Consider the following 14,945-nt stretch of genomic DNA (forward strand, 5'->3'; position numbering starts at 1 on the left):
TATTAAATTTTTATTCATATCGTAGTCCATTTGAAAGGGTATCAATAGCTTTCCAATCGTCAACAACAATTTGTTTATTATTTTTATGCATGATATTGTTAGCTATTAGTTTTTCAATGACTCGATTAAGATGACGGGTAGTTGTCCCGATTAATGAGGCGATTTCATGATGATCTTTAGTATGAATTTCGCGCCCAAATAAATTAGATGGATTTCGGGCTGTACATAAATAACTAGCAAAGCGTGTTTCCACAGAAGCTAGTAAATTGATACGTGAAGCTGTTGTGCAGGTTTGTAGTTTATAAGTGACGTGATGAATGAGTTCTTGAAGGAAGATTACATCTTGTAATAAGTAACTTGTTACATAATTTTTATCAATAAAAAGAAAATCCGTCTGTTGTTCGGAGGTTACATGAGATTGTATGTTTACGGACTGAATTAATTCAATATCTCCCATGATAGAAACGGCAGAACAAAATCTTAGTAATAATGCTTTACCTGTAATTACACTTGAAGTTATTTTTGTACGACCTGACATTTGAATATATAGGCCATCAATCATTTCGCCTTCGTGTAGTACAGTTTCTTTCGCTTCATATCTAAGGATCTTAAATGGATGATTGAATTGTTGGAATAGCTTTTTTATGTACTCGTTATTTAAGTAGCTTAATAATAAGGTATTATCTACAATATTTTGCATAATGTTTCTCCTTTTGGGACATCTGTCCTTTCTATTATAAAATAATTCATATACATTAAAAAGAAAGGAGTGATGTATATGAAATTTATTTTTGATATTGATGGTACTATTTGTTTTAAAGGGAACGCAGTAACGAAAGGGATAATTCACGCGCTAGACGTATGTCAAAGTAAAGGGCATGAGGTTATATTTGCATCAGCTAGACCGATTAGGGACTTATTACCGGTGCTACCAAATCATATGCATCATTATTCAATGATTGGTGGGAATGGGGCATTTATTGCAAAGGGAAAGGACACTATTGAAGTTATAACTTTTGATCCAGGAACGGTAAGTGCTATACATTCAATAATAAAGAAACATAGCCTTTCATATTTGATAGATAGTCATTGGAATTATTCTTATACAGGAAGCGAGAATCATCCTATCTACAAAAACATAGATCCTAATCAATTGGCTAATAATGTACATATTGATGAAATTAAGGAAGTAGTGAAGGTGGTATTATTTCCTGACCATGTTCAAAAAGAATATATTATGAATATGTTAACAGAACTTCCTATACGTATTTATGAACATGATAATGAAGGGATCGTGGATATAAGCCCTGAGAATATTGATAAATGGGTAGGGTTACAACGATTGGGTATAAAAGAGAGAGAATTCGTAGTGTTTGGTAATGATTCGAACGATTTATCAATGTTTCTACACGCTAAGGAAAGCATTTGTGTTGGGAGTCATGAAGTATTATTGGGTCATGCATCCACATGTTTAAAAATAGATGAACAAAGTATTGTTAATAAAATAATTGAGTTATCCGAATTATATGCGTAATAAATATATGAAACATAATAAAAAAGAGTACGAAAAGGTTTGCTAGCCTTTTAGTACTCTTTTTTATTAATTATGAAATAATATACTTTCCAGATAAAAGAAAAGAAAATCATATAGCCAAATAAAGAATATGTATGATTCCAATCTAAACTATGAATAAAGAAACCGAATCTTTCAGAAATCTGTTCAAAAATGCTAGCACAAATACCTATTGAAATAATAAATAGAATTCTAGAAACTGTAGATAATGTTTTTGAAATTTGTATGAAAATCGTTGTTAAAATCGGTAGTACAAATAAAGTAAAGCCAATGTTAATTGAAAATATGGATGAGAAAGGTCTAACCGGAAAGGAATACATTTGTTTCGCAACAAAGAAAGCATCTAAGAAAGTTCCGATAATAGAAGAGAATAAGATTGTAATAACTAATGCGAAAAGGTTATTCTTCTTCTCGGAGGAGGACGTTTTTCTTTGCAAGAATTGCCAACTCAATTTTTTCGAGTGTTTTACAGTAGTCTTCTGTAATTTGTCCATGTATCCTTTCCTCCTTATCGGTTAAATAATGTATGACTTGCCAGTCGTTAAACCAATCTGCATGTTCTGTTTCTTCATGTTTCATATTTTTCCATGAATACATAAGTGCGGGGCTATATATACGGTGGGCATCACTTTTTAATTGGCATTTTTTTATTCTTCGTTTATAAAACTCTCTTGAAAAGGATTCATTCACACTTGAAAATAAATGTGGCCAATAATCTTTTCGTGATCCAGTATGTGGATGAGTGTCAGCCCATTGTAGTATACGAGCTAAAACGTGTTCATCATGAAACAATAATGTATATAATCGTTTTCCGAGCAAAATTCGTTCGTGTAAGGAAGTGAAATGTTTCATTGTATCACCAATTAATATTGTTTTTTGTTCAGTATTTTCTTCAGAGAAAGGGAAGAGAATATGATTAAATTGAAAGAAATCAAAAAGTTTAAATCCAATACTATTTAGTACATTTTTTTTGAAGTATTTATTTTGAATCACTCTTTTTTCTAAGTAGTTTTGTTCATTAATAATAGTCGCAATCGTTAATATTTGTTTGTTTCCAGTTTTCCAAAAAAAGTTCCACATTGTTTCCATGAATGTTGACACATTGAGGTGAGGGAGGAGATGAAAAAGATTTTTGTTTTTTTTAACACTCTGTTCATATAATAAAAATTGTGGATACACATCTTGAAAGATAAGCCAATTACCCCGTTCTAAAAAAGAAAAGAAAGTAAATTGATCTTTCTCAGATAACAATTTCGTATATAAATCCCCCTTTAAATCTGTCATGTTCCAACCGCCGTTCCGCGATACCATATGTCCAAGCAATGCCCAATGTATTTCAGGATATCTTTTGTAAAATTGATAGTAAGCACGAGTTCTTGTAACATTATTTTGATTCAATAATTTTGTTCTTTCTTTAATTGTATGTATGAATACTTTTTCTTCGTTCGAAAGGGGAGAAAGGAAGTTATTTGCGTTGATGCATTTTTGTTTTAGCTCATTTTTTATTGAGAAGAGGGATAGAGGAATGTTTTTGGAAAGTTTATGATTTGGATTGTCGTGTTGCATGTAAATCCCTCCTATTCAAGTCTGTTATCATAAATATATTAGTAACTACTTACATAAATGATATGTGAAGGAAATGAAAAATTGCAAAGTACAAAAAAGGAAAAAAGAGTCCGTCTCTTCTTTCCTTTTCTTGTATGTATTTACGCTACAGAGAATGAACACCTTTTTTGAGAAGAGTAGAAAATGAATCAGCATGAATAGGCTTGCTGTAGTAGTAGCCTTGAATAAATTGACAATTATTTTTTTGAAGGAAACGCACGTGTTCTTTCGTTTCTACACCTTCAGCGATAACTGACATTCCTAATGTATTTGCTAATGTGATGATCGTTTTAATAATTTCCATTCCATCGTCACATGTTTCAGACATTGTAATAAATTCTCTCGGGATTTTTAACGTATCGATTGGATATAAAGGTAAATAAGCTAGCGAAGAATAACCTGTACCAAAGTCGTCAATTGAAATGTGAACGCCTAAACTCTTTAGTGTACGCAGTTTTATTAATGTTTCTCGCTCATCCATCATTGCAATTCGTTCTGTTAATTCAAGATCAAGAGAACTTGCTGGTAAACCTGTATTTGTTAATGTAGCAGAAATAGACTTTACAAAATCTTCTTGTTCAAATTCTTTAGCAGATAAATTTACGCCTATTTTTAAATGAGAATATCCGAGTGTATGCCAACGTTTCATTTGTTGACATGCTTGTTGTAATGTCCATTTTCCTATTGGAATGATTTGTAGTGTTTCTTCTGCAATCGGAATAAACTCGTATGGAGAAATAATACCTAATTCAGGATGATTCCACCTAATTAAAGCTTCAGCACCGATAATGTCGTTAGATTCGCTATCAACTTGAGGTTGATATAAAAGGAACAATTCTTCATTTTGAATTGCATTTGGTAAATCTTTTTCTAATCGTAATCGTCTTTCAATTTTGTTTGCAATTACGTCATCATAAATAGAGACAGAATTAAGTTCTTTTGCTTTCGCATCATACATTGCAACATTAGCGTTTTTCAGAAGTGTAGCGGTATCGATTCCGGAATATGGATAAATAGCGATGCCAATACTTAGTGATAAACTTAATGTATGTTCATGTATGACAAACGATTTTTCCATGCATTCAAATAACTGGTTGCATAACTCGAATAAAGAATCTTCATCAGTATAGTTTTCAATTAAGACTGTAAACTCATCACCACCGATTCTTGACAGATGAGTATGTGATGGAAGACAGGATTGGAATCGCTTCGCTACTTCTTCTAATATGTAATCCCCTGCCGAATGTCCAAGTGTATCGTTAATTGCTTTAAAGCGATCTAAGTCCAAATATAATAATGCAAACTCGCTTTCTGTCGTTTTAGCATTTTTTATAATTCTTTTTAATTTCTTATGGAAAAAGGCACGGTTCCCAATTTTCGTTACAGTATCATGGAATGCTAAATATTTTATTTCTTCTTGTTGTTTTTTGAATACAGTAATATCCTTTACCATAATATAGCTTCCTAAAATTTGTCCATCTACCATGATAGGGACGATGGTAACGTATAAAAAATAAGTAAAGCCATTATTGTATTGAGAACGTAGTTGTAAAAAAGTAGGCTCCTGCTCTTTTACTTTTTCTAATGCGGATGATAATTTGTGTTTATCTTCGCTTAAGATAATAGAAAGACAAGGCTTGCCAAGCAATTCACTTGTAGAGACTCCAAGTAGCATACCTCCTGCTTTGTTCGCATTTAAGAAAATGCCATTTAAATCAATAGTAAAAATAGGATCGGGATGATATTCATATAATGATTCGAATTTTTGTTGTTTCTGAGATAAAGCTTCTGATTTTTGAACTAAGTCAGAAGTTCGTACAGCAATTTTTTCTTCTAATTGTGCATTAAAGAGTTGCAAACGTTCTGTTAAACTCTTGTTTTGCATACCTCCAATAGAATGGCGAATGAGTACGAAAACAAAAGTGATACAGTTTCCCGTAATAAGAATGGAAGAAGATGTTTGTTCTTTAAGGGTAAAGCCAATTAGAAATGTAACAGCAAGATATGGAAACGCGACTAAAACTTTTTTTCCTAGTATAGGGTTTACAATGAAATAGCTTGTATTATTCGTAAGACCGTTTGGAATAGAAGCAGCTATTGCAACAAGTAATAGTGGTATTCTATATAAAAGTCGTAATAATGCTACAGTGTCATGCGATAAATGAGTATTTAAATAAAAATAAATATAATTAAAAGCTGCAGAACTTATTAATACAAAAATAAAAATATATATTTTCCATTTCGACTTAAAAGCAGTTGGGCGAAAAATGAGACTAGCACCTAGTAGTAAAAAGAGTAGGTCTGCAATTGGATATAAAAATGAAAGGAAAATTTCCCCTATTGGTAGAGAGAAAATACTTAAATCTGGTTGATTAAATAAATACCATTCTAATGTGAGTATGGAAGCGAGTACTATACATATATCGCAAATAAAGAAAGCTTTTTCCCACTTATTACATTCCTTTAAAATCTTATAGCAAAAAGCGATAAGGAAGAAGAATAGAAATAGCATGTAAAATATATCTGAAAAAGTAAAGTGATGTACTGGGAATTGGAAAAATTCATGTTGAAACGTATATATTATTTTTCCTAATAAAAAACTGCCCATTGCGAAAGTAATACATAACCAAAAGAAATCAGTACAAACTTTTTTGGAATATAGAGAGTAAATTAATGATATGAATGCGATGCCTTCAACGATGAGAGAAGAGAAGCGTACATTGAAATCAGAAAAATGCACAGGGAACAAAAAGAAATATGTAAGACAATAGCTGGAATAGCAAAGTGTGGTTATTGTTAATATACGTAATTGTAAATTTTTATTTAACTGCAATAGAATCACCTTCTTAAAGTATACACTGTATTCATAATATCCATACGTAAGAATATTACTTGCAAATTGTATCAGATTTATTAGGAAAAATCATGCTTCTGAGTAAAGTAACGAAGAATGTAATGAATTTGTAATTGGGAAAATATCACAAAATAGTTTGATGAAAATTGAATGGAAGCTGTATATTAAATCATTTTTAAAATTGTAATGTTTTTTAGTGCTTTGCAAGTAAATATGCAAAATTGCATAAATATTACTTTCTATTTTATCCCATTTTAATGGGCAGTAAGACTCCCACCTCAAAATTCAGCGAAAGCAAAGAAGTTAGGTGGGGGTCGGGCTGCCCATAAAAGTCCGATTGGTGAGGGCTGATAATCAGTGGGGGATGAAGAAAATCCCCTCACTGATTAAAGTTTCACTTTATGGAAAATGTTTTTGTTATAAAGTATAAACTAAACTTTTGTATGCATCTATTCTCATACGAATGAGGGATTTCAAAAAGATGTTACGTATATACAATAGTACGTAAGCGTATATAAAACATTTAGTATGGGAGGAAAAGTATGAAGAATTGGGTGAAGTTTCGAATAGCACGTCCAACTGATCAGTTTGAAAAGGTGATAGAATTCTATGAAAAAGGATTGGGCTTAAAACGTATAGGTGAATTCTATAATCATGAAGGCTATGATGGGGTCATGTTTGGACTCCCAGGTGAAGAGTATCATTTAGAATTTACAAGACATATAGATGGGAGCCCATGTCCAGCTCCGACAAAAGATAATTTACTCGTATTTTATATGCATGAAGATAGTGAAATGAAAAAGGTGAGTAAAAGGTTGCATGCATTGGGATATGATGAAGTCGAACCAGAGAACCCATATTGGAAAGATAAGGGGATAACGATAGAGGATCCAGATGGCTGGAGAATTGTGTTGATGAAATTAGAAGAATAATGTGTAATTATGCTTGAAGTTCAAGTAGGAGGAAATACGTAAGAGAGCTTTCTTTTGAGGAGATACACTCATGGAAGGCTTTTTTTATTTGGAATCTGAAAAACAAAATTTGAAATTATATTCTGAAAAGTTATAAAATAAGAACGTGTATTCCTATGGGGGTGAGAGGGGTGCCTGTAAAGATGAATAGAACACTAGGGGGACTTTTTTATGATATGCCGGATTAAGGATGCAGAAATATATTATGAAATCATTGGCGAAGGAAAACCTGCCATTATTATACATGGCTGTGCACCTGATCATAGGTTAATGCAGAGGTGCATGGAATCAGTATTCGAAAAATATAAAGGTTACCAAAGAATATATATTGATTTACCTGGCATGGGGAAATCGAATGCTCCAGATTGGATAAATAGTTCAGATCATATGTTAGAACTGTTAATTGCATGTATTGAAAAAATTATTCCAACGAAAAACTTTTTATTAGTAGGGGAGTCCTATGGCGGATATTTAGCTCGAGGTATACTCACAAAGCTGTTTGAAAGAGTTAATGGATTACTATTAGTATGTCCTGTTGTTGTAGCGGAGCAAGAAAAAAGGATCCGCCCGAATAAACAGGTAATTGTACAAGATAAGGAGTTTTTAAATAAGCTTACTTCAACTGATAGAGAAGAATTTTGCGAGTTAGCAGTGGTCGCGAATGAATATACATATACGAGATTTAAAGAGGAGATTAAGCCGGGACTAGATATTGCTAATTATGAGTTTATTGAAAGGTTGCAAAAAAATTACTCTCTTACTATGAATTTTCGTCATATGAAATATGAGAAACCTGTTCTTTTACTAGCTGGAAGACAAGATATATCCGTAGGTTATCAAGATATTATAGAAATTATTGATGATTATCCAAGAGCGACATTAGCGGTGTTAGATATGGCAGGGCATAATTTACAAATTGAACAACCTGAATTGTTCGAGAGTTTAGTAGGAGAATGGATTAAACGGACAAATCAGCAAAGTTTATAAAATATGAATGAATTAATATTTTCGAGGAGGAAGTATGAATACATATATTTATATGGTTAGGCACGGTGAATCACCAAAATTAGAAGAGGGTGAAAGAACACGTGGATTAACTGAAAAGGGAAGTTTAGACGCTCATAGAGTAACAGAGATATTAAAAACAGAGGGAATCGATACTTTCATTTCAAGTCCGTATAAGAGAGCGGTATTAACGATAGAAAAAACAGCCGATTTCTATGAAAAAGAAATATTAATATATGAAAATCTTAAGGAGTGTATGTTTTCCAGTGGAGATCAAGTTATAGCAGATAAAGAAGTGTATCCACTTGTAAAGAAGATGTTCTCTAATCCGGACTTTGCACGAACGGAAGGAGAGTCATATGCGGATTGCCAAAGAAGGGTAGTGAAAGTATTAAAAGAAATCTTAATGGATTTTCAAGGACAAAAAATTATAATTGGTACACATGGACTTGTCATGACACTCATGATGAATTATTTTGATAAGCAATATGGTTTCGAATTTTTAATGAATACGTCAAAACCAGATATATATAAGATGGAGTTTAAAGAAGAACAATTAATGAATGTAGAGAGATTATGGAAAGCAGAATAAAATTGGTTGTATGGGCTTTATTGTAAAAGTTACTTTTATAGCAAAATCTTCTTATTTGAATAGAAAGTATTTTTATCAACTATTTTTAGAATGTTAAATCAATAAGTAATTATTCAGTTTCTGAATAATATAATTGAAAGTTGGTTTAAGTAAACAATTTTAAATGTGACAAAACTCCAAACGTTGGATTTATATTCAATAGGAGAAAAAGATGTAGAATTTTGTCTTACTGTCCTCGTTTACTTTTTATTTCATTACATATAGGCTTTGTGGTGTAAGGGGAGACATCACCTTTACGCAAAATCTATAAGGAGGTCATTGTAATGAAACAAATTAAAAAGTTTGCGGGAGTTGCTTTAGCGGGGACGATTGGATTAAGTGGACTACTGTTTTTAGAACCAAGTGTAAGCGCTGCGGAAGTACAGCAAGTGAAAGAGGAGAATTTCAATGCAATTGATGTATCGATGAATCTAAATGAATTATATGTATTAAGTGGCAGAAGCATTGATGTTCTTTCTGGAGATAAAGAAGCAATTCAGCTAAACAAATACACAATTCGTTTTAGTAAACCAGGGAAGTATGTTATTAGGGTGAATGGTTGTATTTATAATGATGTATATACTTTTATTGTGAATGAGTAGCATATATTCTTAAATTGTGAGATGAAAAAGAAACACCCTATTTGCGGCGAGAGCCGTAAATAGGGTGAATTTATTTGTATTAAGTTGTGTTTTATAAATTTTCATTAATTTGCTCTTTGTTTTTGTTTTGTAAAGTATGTAGGAGTGTTTGAAACATTTTAAATGATTGCTGGAAGATTGGACTTTGAATAAAAGTGTATAGAAAAGTTACGACAAAAACAGGGCCACCGAGCATAAATCCAATAACTAGTACAACGCATTCTACTATGATTCTAGCACGGCTAATAGATAGACCGGTTTTGTCGGAAATAGTAAGCATGAATCCATCACGAGGTCCAGCGCCGATTCCAGCCGCAACATACATACCTCCCCCTATACCTGTAATGGCAATGCCAGAAAATAAAATGAGTAAGTTTAACCATAAATAATCACTAGCGTTTGGAAGAATATTTGATTGTAAGAAAAAGTCCATAATCGGACCGATAAGTAGTGCATTTAAAAATGTTCCTACATTTATGTATTTTCGATCTACTAGTAAAGAAATGAGAACGAGACATAATCCACATACGACACTCCACGTACCAATAGTCCATCCAAACCTTTGGTAGAGAGCCATGTTTAAAACTTCCCAAGGATGTAAACCGAGAAATTTAACTTTTACTGCAAGAGCATTTCCAAGGCCGAAAAAAATTAATCCTAAGAAAAAAAGAAAATAGCGAAAGAGAGTTAGCCTCATTTTTAAAACCTCCCATATTGTATAATTATGTATATTACATGTAAGAGTTCTAATGTACAAATATTACGACTTTTCAGCCGGTATTTAAAATAGCTGAAATGCAAATGAAATATATGTATTCACAGTCAAAAAAGTTAAAATATTTCGTCTCAAGGATTATAATAGAGAAAGAAATATAAAAGGGAGTGAACGAGTTTGAAACAAGAACTTATTGAAAGATTTACGAGATATGTAAAAATTGATACGCAATCAAATGAAGAAAGTCATACAGTGCCAACAACACCTGGACAAATTGAATTTGGTAAGTTATTAGTGGAAGAGCTAAAAGAAATTGGGTTAACAGAAGTGACGATGAATGATAACGGTTATGTAATGGCAACACTTCCTGCTAATACGGATAAGGATGTTCCTGTAATTGGCTTTTTAGCACATTTAGATACGGCGACAGATTTTACAGGGAAAAATGTAAAACCACAAATTCATGAAAACTTTGACGGGAACGCAATTACGTTAAATGAAGAGCTAAATGTTGTGTTAACACCAGAGCAATTCCCAGAGTTACCATCTTATAAAGGTCATACGATTATTACAACGGATGGTACGACACTTCTTGGAGCAGATGATAAAGCTGGTTTGACAGAAATTATGGTTGCAATGAACTATTTAGTACATAATCCACAAATTAAGCATGGAAAAATAAGAGTTGCATTTACGCCGGATGAAGAAATTGGCCGTGGCCCAGCACATTTTGATGTAGAAGCGTTTGGTGCATCATTCGCTTATACGATGGATGGAGGTCCATTAGGTGGTTTAGAATATGAAAGCTTTAATGCTGCAGGTGCTAAGTTAACGTTTAACGGAACGAATACACATCCTGGAACAGCGAAAAATAAAATGCGTAACGCAACTAAACTTGCTATGGAGTTTAATGGGTATTTACCAGTAGAAGAGGCGCCGGAATATACTGAGGGCTATGAAGGATTCTATCATTTACTTTCTTTAAATGGTGATGTTGAGCAAAGTAAAGCGTATTATATTATTCGAGATTTTGATCGTGAAAATTTTGAAGCGCGTAAACATAACGTTGAAAATATTGTGAAGCAAATGCAAGAGAAGTATGGACAAGATGCAGTCGTTTTAGAAATGAATGATCAATACTATAACATGCTTGAAAAGATTGAACCAGTGAGAGAAATTGTTGATATTGCATATGAGGCAATGAAAAGTTTAAATATTGAACCAAACATTCATCCGATTCGCGGCGGGACAGATGGATCACAGTTATCATATATGGGATTACCAACGCCGAATATTTTCACAGGTGGTGAAAACTATCACGGTAAATTCGAGTATGTTTCGGTAGATGTTATGGAAAAAGCTGTTCAAGTTATTGTAGAGATTGCAAGACGATTTGAAGAACAAGCTTAAAAAAGAACCAAGTAGTGCAGATGTGCTACTTGGTTTTTTAGTATAATACTCGCCACAAATAAAAAGTTGCGTAAGACTCCCAGTTCATCCAATTTGCCGCAAAATCTTTTATTTCCTGTTTAGTCGGTTTACTTTCGGAACCTGTTATATATTTAATTGCATTGTGCAAGCCAACATCGTCAATTGGAAAGGCAGAAGGAAAGCGTAAACAGCGCATTAAAACATAGTTGGCAGTCCACGGTCCTATACCATGTATAGCGGTTAATTGTTTTTCAGCTTGTTTCACATCTTGTATTTGCAGTAAAGATTCTTTTGATAGTTTTCCTTCTGTAATAAGCTTTGCAATACCGATTAAATATTCACATTTTCTAGTCGTCATTTTTAAGTTTTTGAGATCCTCTACATGTAAATTGGCAATCGTTTCAGGAGAAGGGAATATCCAATGTTTTCTATCGTTCCATTCTACATAATTTCCAAAGTGTTCGACTAATCTTCTTTTTAGCGTATAAGCATATGTGAGGTTAATTTGCTGACCGATAATTCCCCAGGAAAGTGCTTCAAATAAGTCTGGAATACCTAAAGTACGAAGTCCATAATATTGTTCAATTGGTCTTTGAAGGAGTACATCATGTTTAGCCAATGTATAAAAGGGAGCTAAATCAGTAGTTAAATCAAACCAATCCTTCACATAGTTAGCTACAGCTTCGTGTATCGATTCTTCAGATGTATATAATTCTTCTAAAAAACGTATTTGAATATGCCCATCTGTATTCATACTAATTGCAACTAAAGGATTTATATCGTGAACAGAGATAACTTTATAAATTTTGTTGTCTTCAATGTGAAACATACATTCATTGTTAGAACGTGATAGATAGCGTAAATTTTCTTGGAAACTAAATTCTGTTGGCACTGCTAAAGTTAATGCGTTACTATATTCTGCTGTCATAAGAATTCTACCTGCGACTTTTCTAATGTAAGCAATTCTTTCTTCATTTCTAATCCCCCTCTAAAGCCAGTTAGTTTCCCATTCTTTCCAATAACACGATGGCAAGGAATCGTAATAAGAAGTGGGTTAGCTGCAATAGCAGTAGCAACGGCACGCACCGCTTTAGATTTTTGAATTCTTTCGGCAATTTCTGTGTAAGAATATGTTTTCCCATAAGGAATTTCACGTACTGTATTCCAAACAGATAATTGAAATTCAGTTCCGTAAGCATCGATAGGAAATGCAAAAGTTTCTCGCTTGTTTTCTAAATACTCGATAATTTCTTTTGTATATACTTGTAAGTAATCTGGACTATGGATCAATATATGTTGGGGAAGCTTTTTTCTAGCCCATATATTTAATTCTTCAAAGGTCTCATCTTGTGATCCAATGAAACATAGTCCATTTTCAGTTGCAGCAATATGAAATTGCCAATTTTCATGTGTAAGTAGCGTCCAATATATATAATCATTTTTGTAGGAATTCATTATTGTAACCCTCTTTCATTTCATTCTTTTTTCGATATGCAGTAGGCGTAAATCCTGTTTTCTTTTTGAATAAAGTTGCGAAATATTCTGGGTTTTCTATCCCAACAGCATTACTAATTTCTTTAATGGATTGATTTGTTTGTAATAGTTGTTCTGCCGCTTTAACAATTCTGAACTGTTGTATATATTCTATAGGACTTATTCCTGTCGTTTTTTTGAAAGTGCGTTGTAAATGAAATGAGCTACCATGGCACATTTCCGCAAGTATGTCGAGAGTTAATAATTCATCAAAGTGTTTTTCGATATACTTTTTAATTTGTTCTACCCACTCTTCATTAGGTAAAGTGAGCCCATTTGGTTTACAACGTTTGCACGGGCGAAAATTTTCACTTAACGCTTGCTCTGCATGATGAAAAATTCGTACATTGTTTTTATTCGGTATTCTTGATTTGCATGATGGCCTGCAAAAGATTCCGGTTGATTTCACAGCATAAAAGAACTTGCTATCATAGGAAGAATCATTATGAATAATCGCTTGCCAATGCTCATTTGTTAACGTAACTCCTTCATTGTACAAAGAACATCACCTCTGAAATTAGTATAACCTGAATAAAGTGCGTATGTATGTATTCACAAATGTAAGAGCAAGATTACAAAGGTGAAAATATTGGATGGCGTTTAGATTATTTTGTTGTTTCCGAAAGAATGAAAGACAAAATAACAGAGGCGAAAATTAATAGTGAAGTAATGGAATCAGACCATGGCCCAGTTGAATTACATATAAATTTCTAAAAAAAGAAGTATCCCCCTAACATTAGGCGGATACTTCTTTTTTATTCATTTTGTTAAAATTTTTCAAATCTTTCTTGAAATAATTGCGTATTAAATATATACTTAGTAACGATAATCATTATCAATGAAAATAATTATCAATGGATGAGGTATAAAAGAATTATAGCTTAGGGGAAGTGAACGCGAATGAGTTCTGGATAGAATTATTAATCTAATGAAATATATGTAAGACAAGTTTCATATAGTTAAATTTTATTGAGAATATAGTTTTGAAAATTCGAGAGGAGATGTATAAAGATGAATAAGAAGTTATTTACATTAGGGATGGTTACAGTTTTAAGCGTAGGGCTAGTAGCATGTAATAGTGCAGATAAAACTTCAGGAGAAAAAACACAACAGACAAAGGCTAGTGAGACGAAAAAAGACGAAAAACGAAAAATTACATATTTAGGTAAAGAATATACAGTGCCAGCAAAAGTAGATAAAATTGCGACAGCTAGTTTAGAGTCAATGGAAGATGCGGCGGTACTTGGTATTAAGCCAGTAGGTGCAATTACTGTTGGTGGTAAATTACCGAAGTATCTTGAGAAAGATTTAGAGGGTGCAAAATCTGTTGGTGAGAAAATGGAACCAAATTTCGAAACATTACTTCAATTAAAGCCAGATGTTATTACATCAAGTACGAAATTCCCAGCAGAAACAGCTGAAAAATTTACGAAAGTAGCTCCTACATTCCCGGTATCACATGTTTCAACAAATTGGGAAGATAACTTAAAGTTAATGGGAGAATTAACTGGCAAAAAAGATAAAGCGGAAAAAATTATTAAAGATTACAATGCGGACGCTGAAAAAGCAAAAGCAAAACTAGGAGATAAGTTAAAAGACAAAAAAGTACTTGTTATTAGACTAAGGGCAAACGAATTATTCCTATATCCAGAAGGAGTATACTTCAACCCTGTAATTTATAAAGATCTTGGGCTAACTGCTCCAGAACAATTAAAAACTGTAAAAGCACAAGAGAAGATTTCATTTGAAAAACTTGCTGAACTTAACCCGGATTATATTTTCTTACAATATGAAACAACTGAAAATAAAAACCCGAAAGTGCTAGAAGAAATTGAAAGTAATCCAATTTGGCAAAGTATGAATGCTGCGAAAGAAAAGAAAGTATTTGTAAACGTTGTGGATCCAATGGCACAAGGTGGTACTGCTTGGAGTAAAACAGCATTCTTAAAAGAAGCAGTGAAAAATTTATCTAAATAATATTTTAAG

General features: G+C 32.8%; 15 protein-coding genes and 1 pseudogene. 8 read left to right on the plus strand and 8 right to left on the minus strand.

Going from position 1 to position 14,945, the window contains the following annotated elements; translation table 11 throughout:
- Positions 1 to 10: 10 nt before the first annotated feature.
- Entirely contained in the window at positions 11 to 700 is a 690-nt protein-coding gene (locus LMD38_RS08355; RefSeq protein WP_001179788.1) for a Crp/Fnr family transcriptional regulator, read from the minus strand.
- A 78-nt stretch (positions 701 to 778) separates the two neighbouring features.
- On the opposite strand from LMD38_RS08355, the gene LMD38_RS08360 reads away from it, so the two are divergent.
- Positions 779 to 1,534, plus strand: a complete 756-nt coding sequence (locus LMD38_RS08360) for an HAD-IIB family hydrolase (RefSeq protein WP_062822125.1) — start codon at positions 779 to 781, stop codon at positions 1,532 to 1,534.
- 50 nt (positions 1,535 to 1,584) lie between these two features.
- Here LMD38_RS08360 and LMD38_RS08365 read toward each other — a convergent pair whose 3' ends face one another.
- The 3 genes from LMD38_RS08365 to LMD38_RS08375 form a co-directional block, all read right to left on the minus strand.
- Entirely contained in the window at positions 1,585 to 2,010 is a 426-nt protein-coding gene (locus tag LMD38_RS08365) for a CBO0543 family protein (RefSeq protein WP_062822124.1), read from the minus strand.
- Entirely contained in the window at positions 1,973 to 3,139 is a 1,167-nt protein-coding gene (locus LMD38_RS08370) for a DUF2515 domain-containing protein (RefSeq protein ID WP_062822123.1), read from the minus strand. The genes LMD38_RS08365 and LMD38_RS08370 overlap by 38 nt, the downstream gene beginning before the upstream one ends.
- Positions 3,140 to 3,284: 145 nt before the next feature.
- A complete protein-coding gene (locus LMD38_RS08375; protein ID WP_062822122.1) occupies positions 3,285 to 6,011 on the minus strand; it encodes a sensor domain-containing protein in 2,727 nt (908 codons plus the stop codon).
- A gap of 563 nt (positions 6,012 to 6,574) precedes the next feature.
- Between LMD38_RS08375 and LMD38_RS08380 the strand changes: the two genes are divergently transcribed.
- From LMD38_RS08380 to LMD38_RS08395, 4 genes are all read left to right on the plus strand, one after another.
- On the plus strand, positions 6,575 to 6,964 hold the full coding sequence (locus tag LMD38_RS08380) for a VOC family protein (RefSeq protein ID WP_016718284.1): 390 nt from the start codon (positions 6,575 to 6,577) through the stop codon (positions 6,962 to 6,964).
- A gap of 210 nt (positions 6,965 to 7,174) precedes the next feature.
- Positions 7,175 to 7,990 (plus strand): alpha/beta fold hydrolase, encoded by an 816-nt coding sequence (locus tag LMD38_RS08385; protein ID WP_016718283.1) that lies wholly within the window; start codon positions 7,175 to 7,177, stop codon positions 7,988 to 7,990.
- A 34-nt stretch (positions 7,991 to 8,024) separates the two neighbouring features.
- A complete protein-coding gene (locus tag LMD38_RS08390) occupies positions 8,025 to 8,600 on the plus strand; it encodes a histidine phosphatase family protein (protein ID WP_016718282.1) in 576 nt (191 codons plus the stop codon).
- Positions 8,601 to 8,923: 323 nt separating this feature from the next.
- Positions 8,924 to 9,241: a hypothetical protein gene (locus tag LMD38_RS08395; RefSeq protein ID WP_016718281.1), complete on the plus strand. Its 318-nt coding sequence runs from the start codon at positions 8,924 to 8,926 to the stop codon at positions 9,239 to 9,241.
- A 91-nt stretch (positions 9,242 to 9,332) separates the two neighbouring features.
- Here the strand turns inward: LMD38_RS08395 and LMD38_RS08400 are convergent, their stop codons facing one another.
- Positions 9,333 to 9,977, minus strand: coding sequence for a YczE/YyaS/YitT family protein (locus LMD38_RS08400; protein WP_016718280.1), 645 nt, complete (start codon positions 9,975 to 9,977; stop codon positions 9,333 to 9,335).
- A 195-nt stretch (positions 9,978 to 10,172) separates the two neighbouring features.
- On the opposite strand from LMD38_RS08400, the gene pepT reads away from it, so the two are divergent.
- On the plus strand, positions 10,173 to 11,405 hold the full coding sequence (gene pepT / locus LMD38_RS08405; protein WP_062822121.1) for a peptidase T: 1,233 nt from the start codon (positions 10,173 to 10,175) through the stop codon (positions 11,403 to 11,405).
- A 37-nt stretch (positions 11,406 to 11,442) separates the two neighbouring features.
- On the opposite strand, the gene LMD38_RS08410 is transcribed toward pepT, so the two are convergent.
- From LMD38_RS08410 to LMD38_RS08420, 3 genes are read right to left on the minus strand one after another with little or no spacing between them, the layout of a single operon-like run.
- Positions 11,443 to 12,354, minus strand: coding sequence for a DNA-3-methyladenine glycosylase family protein (locus LMD38_RS08410; protein WP_062822120.1), 912 nt, complete (start codon positions 12,352 to 12,354; stop codon positions 11,443 to 11,445).
- Positions 12,351 to 12,881, minus strand: coding sequence for a methylated-DNA--[protein]-cysteine S-methyltransferase (locus LMD38_RS08415; protein ID WP_001089810.1), 531 nt, complete (start codon positions 12,879 to 12,881; stop codon positions 12,351 to 12,353). Before LMD38_RS08415 ends, LMD38_RS08410 begins: the two co-directional genes overlap by 4 nt.
- Positions 12,862 to 13,458, minus strand: coding sequence for a bifunctional transcriptional activator/DNA repair enzyme AdaA (locus LMD38_RS08420; protein ID WP_000282156.1), 597 nt, complete (start codon positions 13,456 to 13,458; stop codon positions 12,862 to 12,864). The genes LMD38_RS08415 and LMD38_RS08420 overlap by 20 nt, the downstream gene beginning before the upstream one ends.
- Positions 13,459 to 13,535: 77 nt before the next feature.
- Between LMD38_RS08420 and LMD38_RS08425 the strand changes: the two are divergent.
- Together LMD38_RS08425 and LMD38_RS08430 are read left to right on the plus strand one after the other, a co-directional pair.
- Positions 13,536 to 13,673: pseudogene (locus LMD38_RS08425) on the plus strand (exodeoxyribonuclease III); the annotation flags it as partial.
- Positions 13,674 to 13,970: 297 nt separating this feature from the next.
- On the plus strand, positions 13,971 to 14,936 hold the full coding sequence (locus LMD38_RS08430) for an iron-hydroxamate ABC transporter substrate-binding protein (RefSeq protein WP_001035516.1): 966 nt from the start codon (positions 13,971 to 13,973) through the stop codon (positions 14,934 to 14,936).
- The last annotated feature ends 9 nt before the right edge of the window (positions 14,937 to 14,945 follow it).

Source organism: Bacillus pacificus (assembly GCF_020861345.1).
In the GTDB taxonomy this organism is placed as follows: domain Bacteria; phylum Bacillota; class Bacilli; order Bacillales; family Bacillaceae_G; genus Bacillus_A; species Bacillus_A pacificus.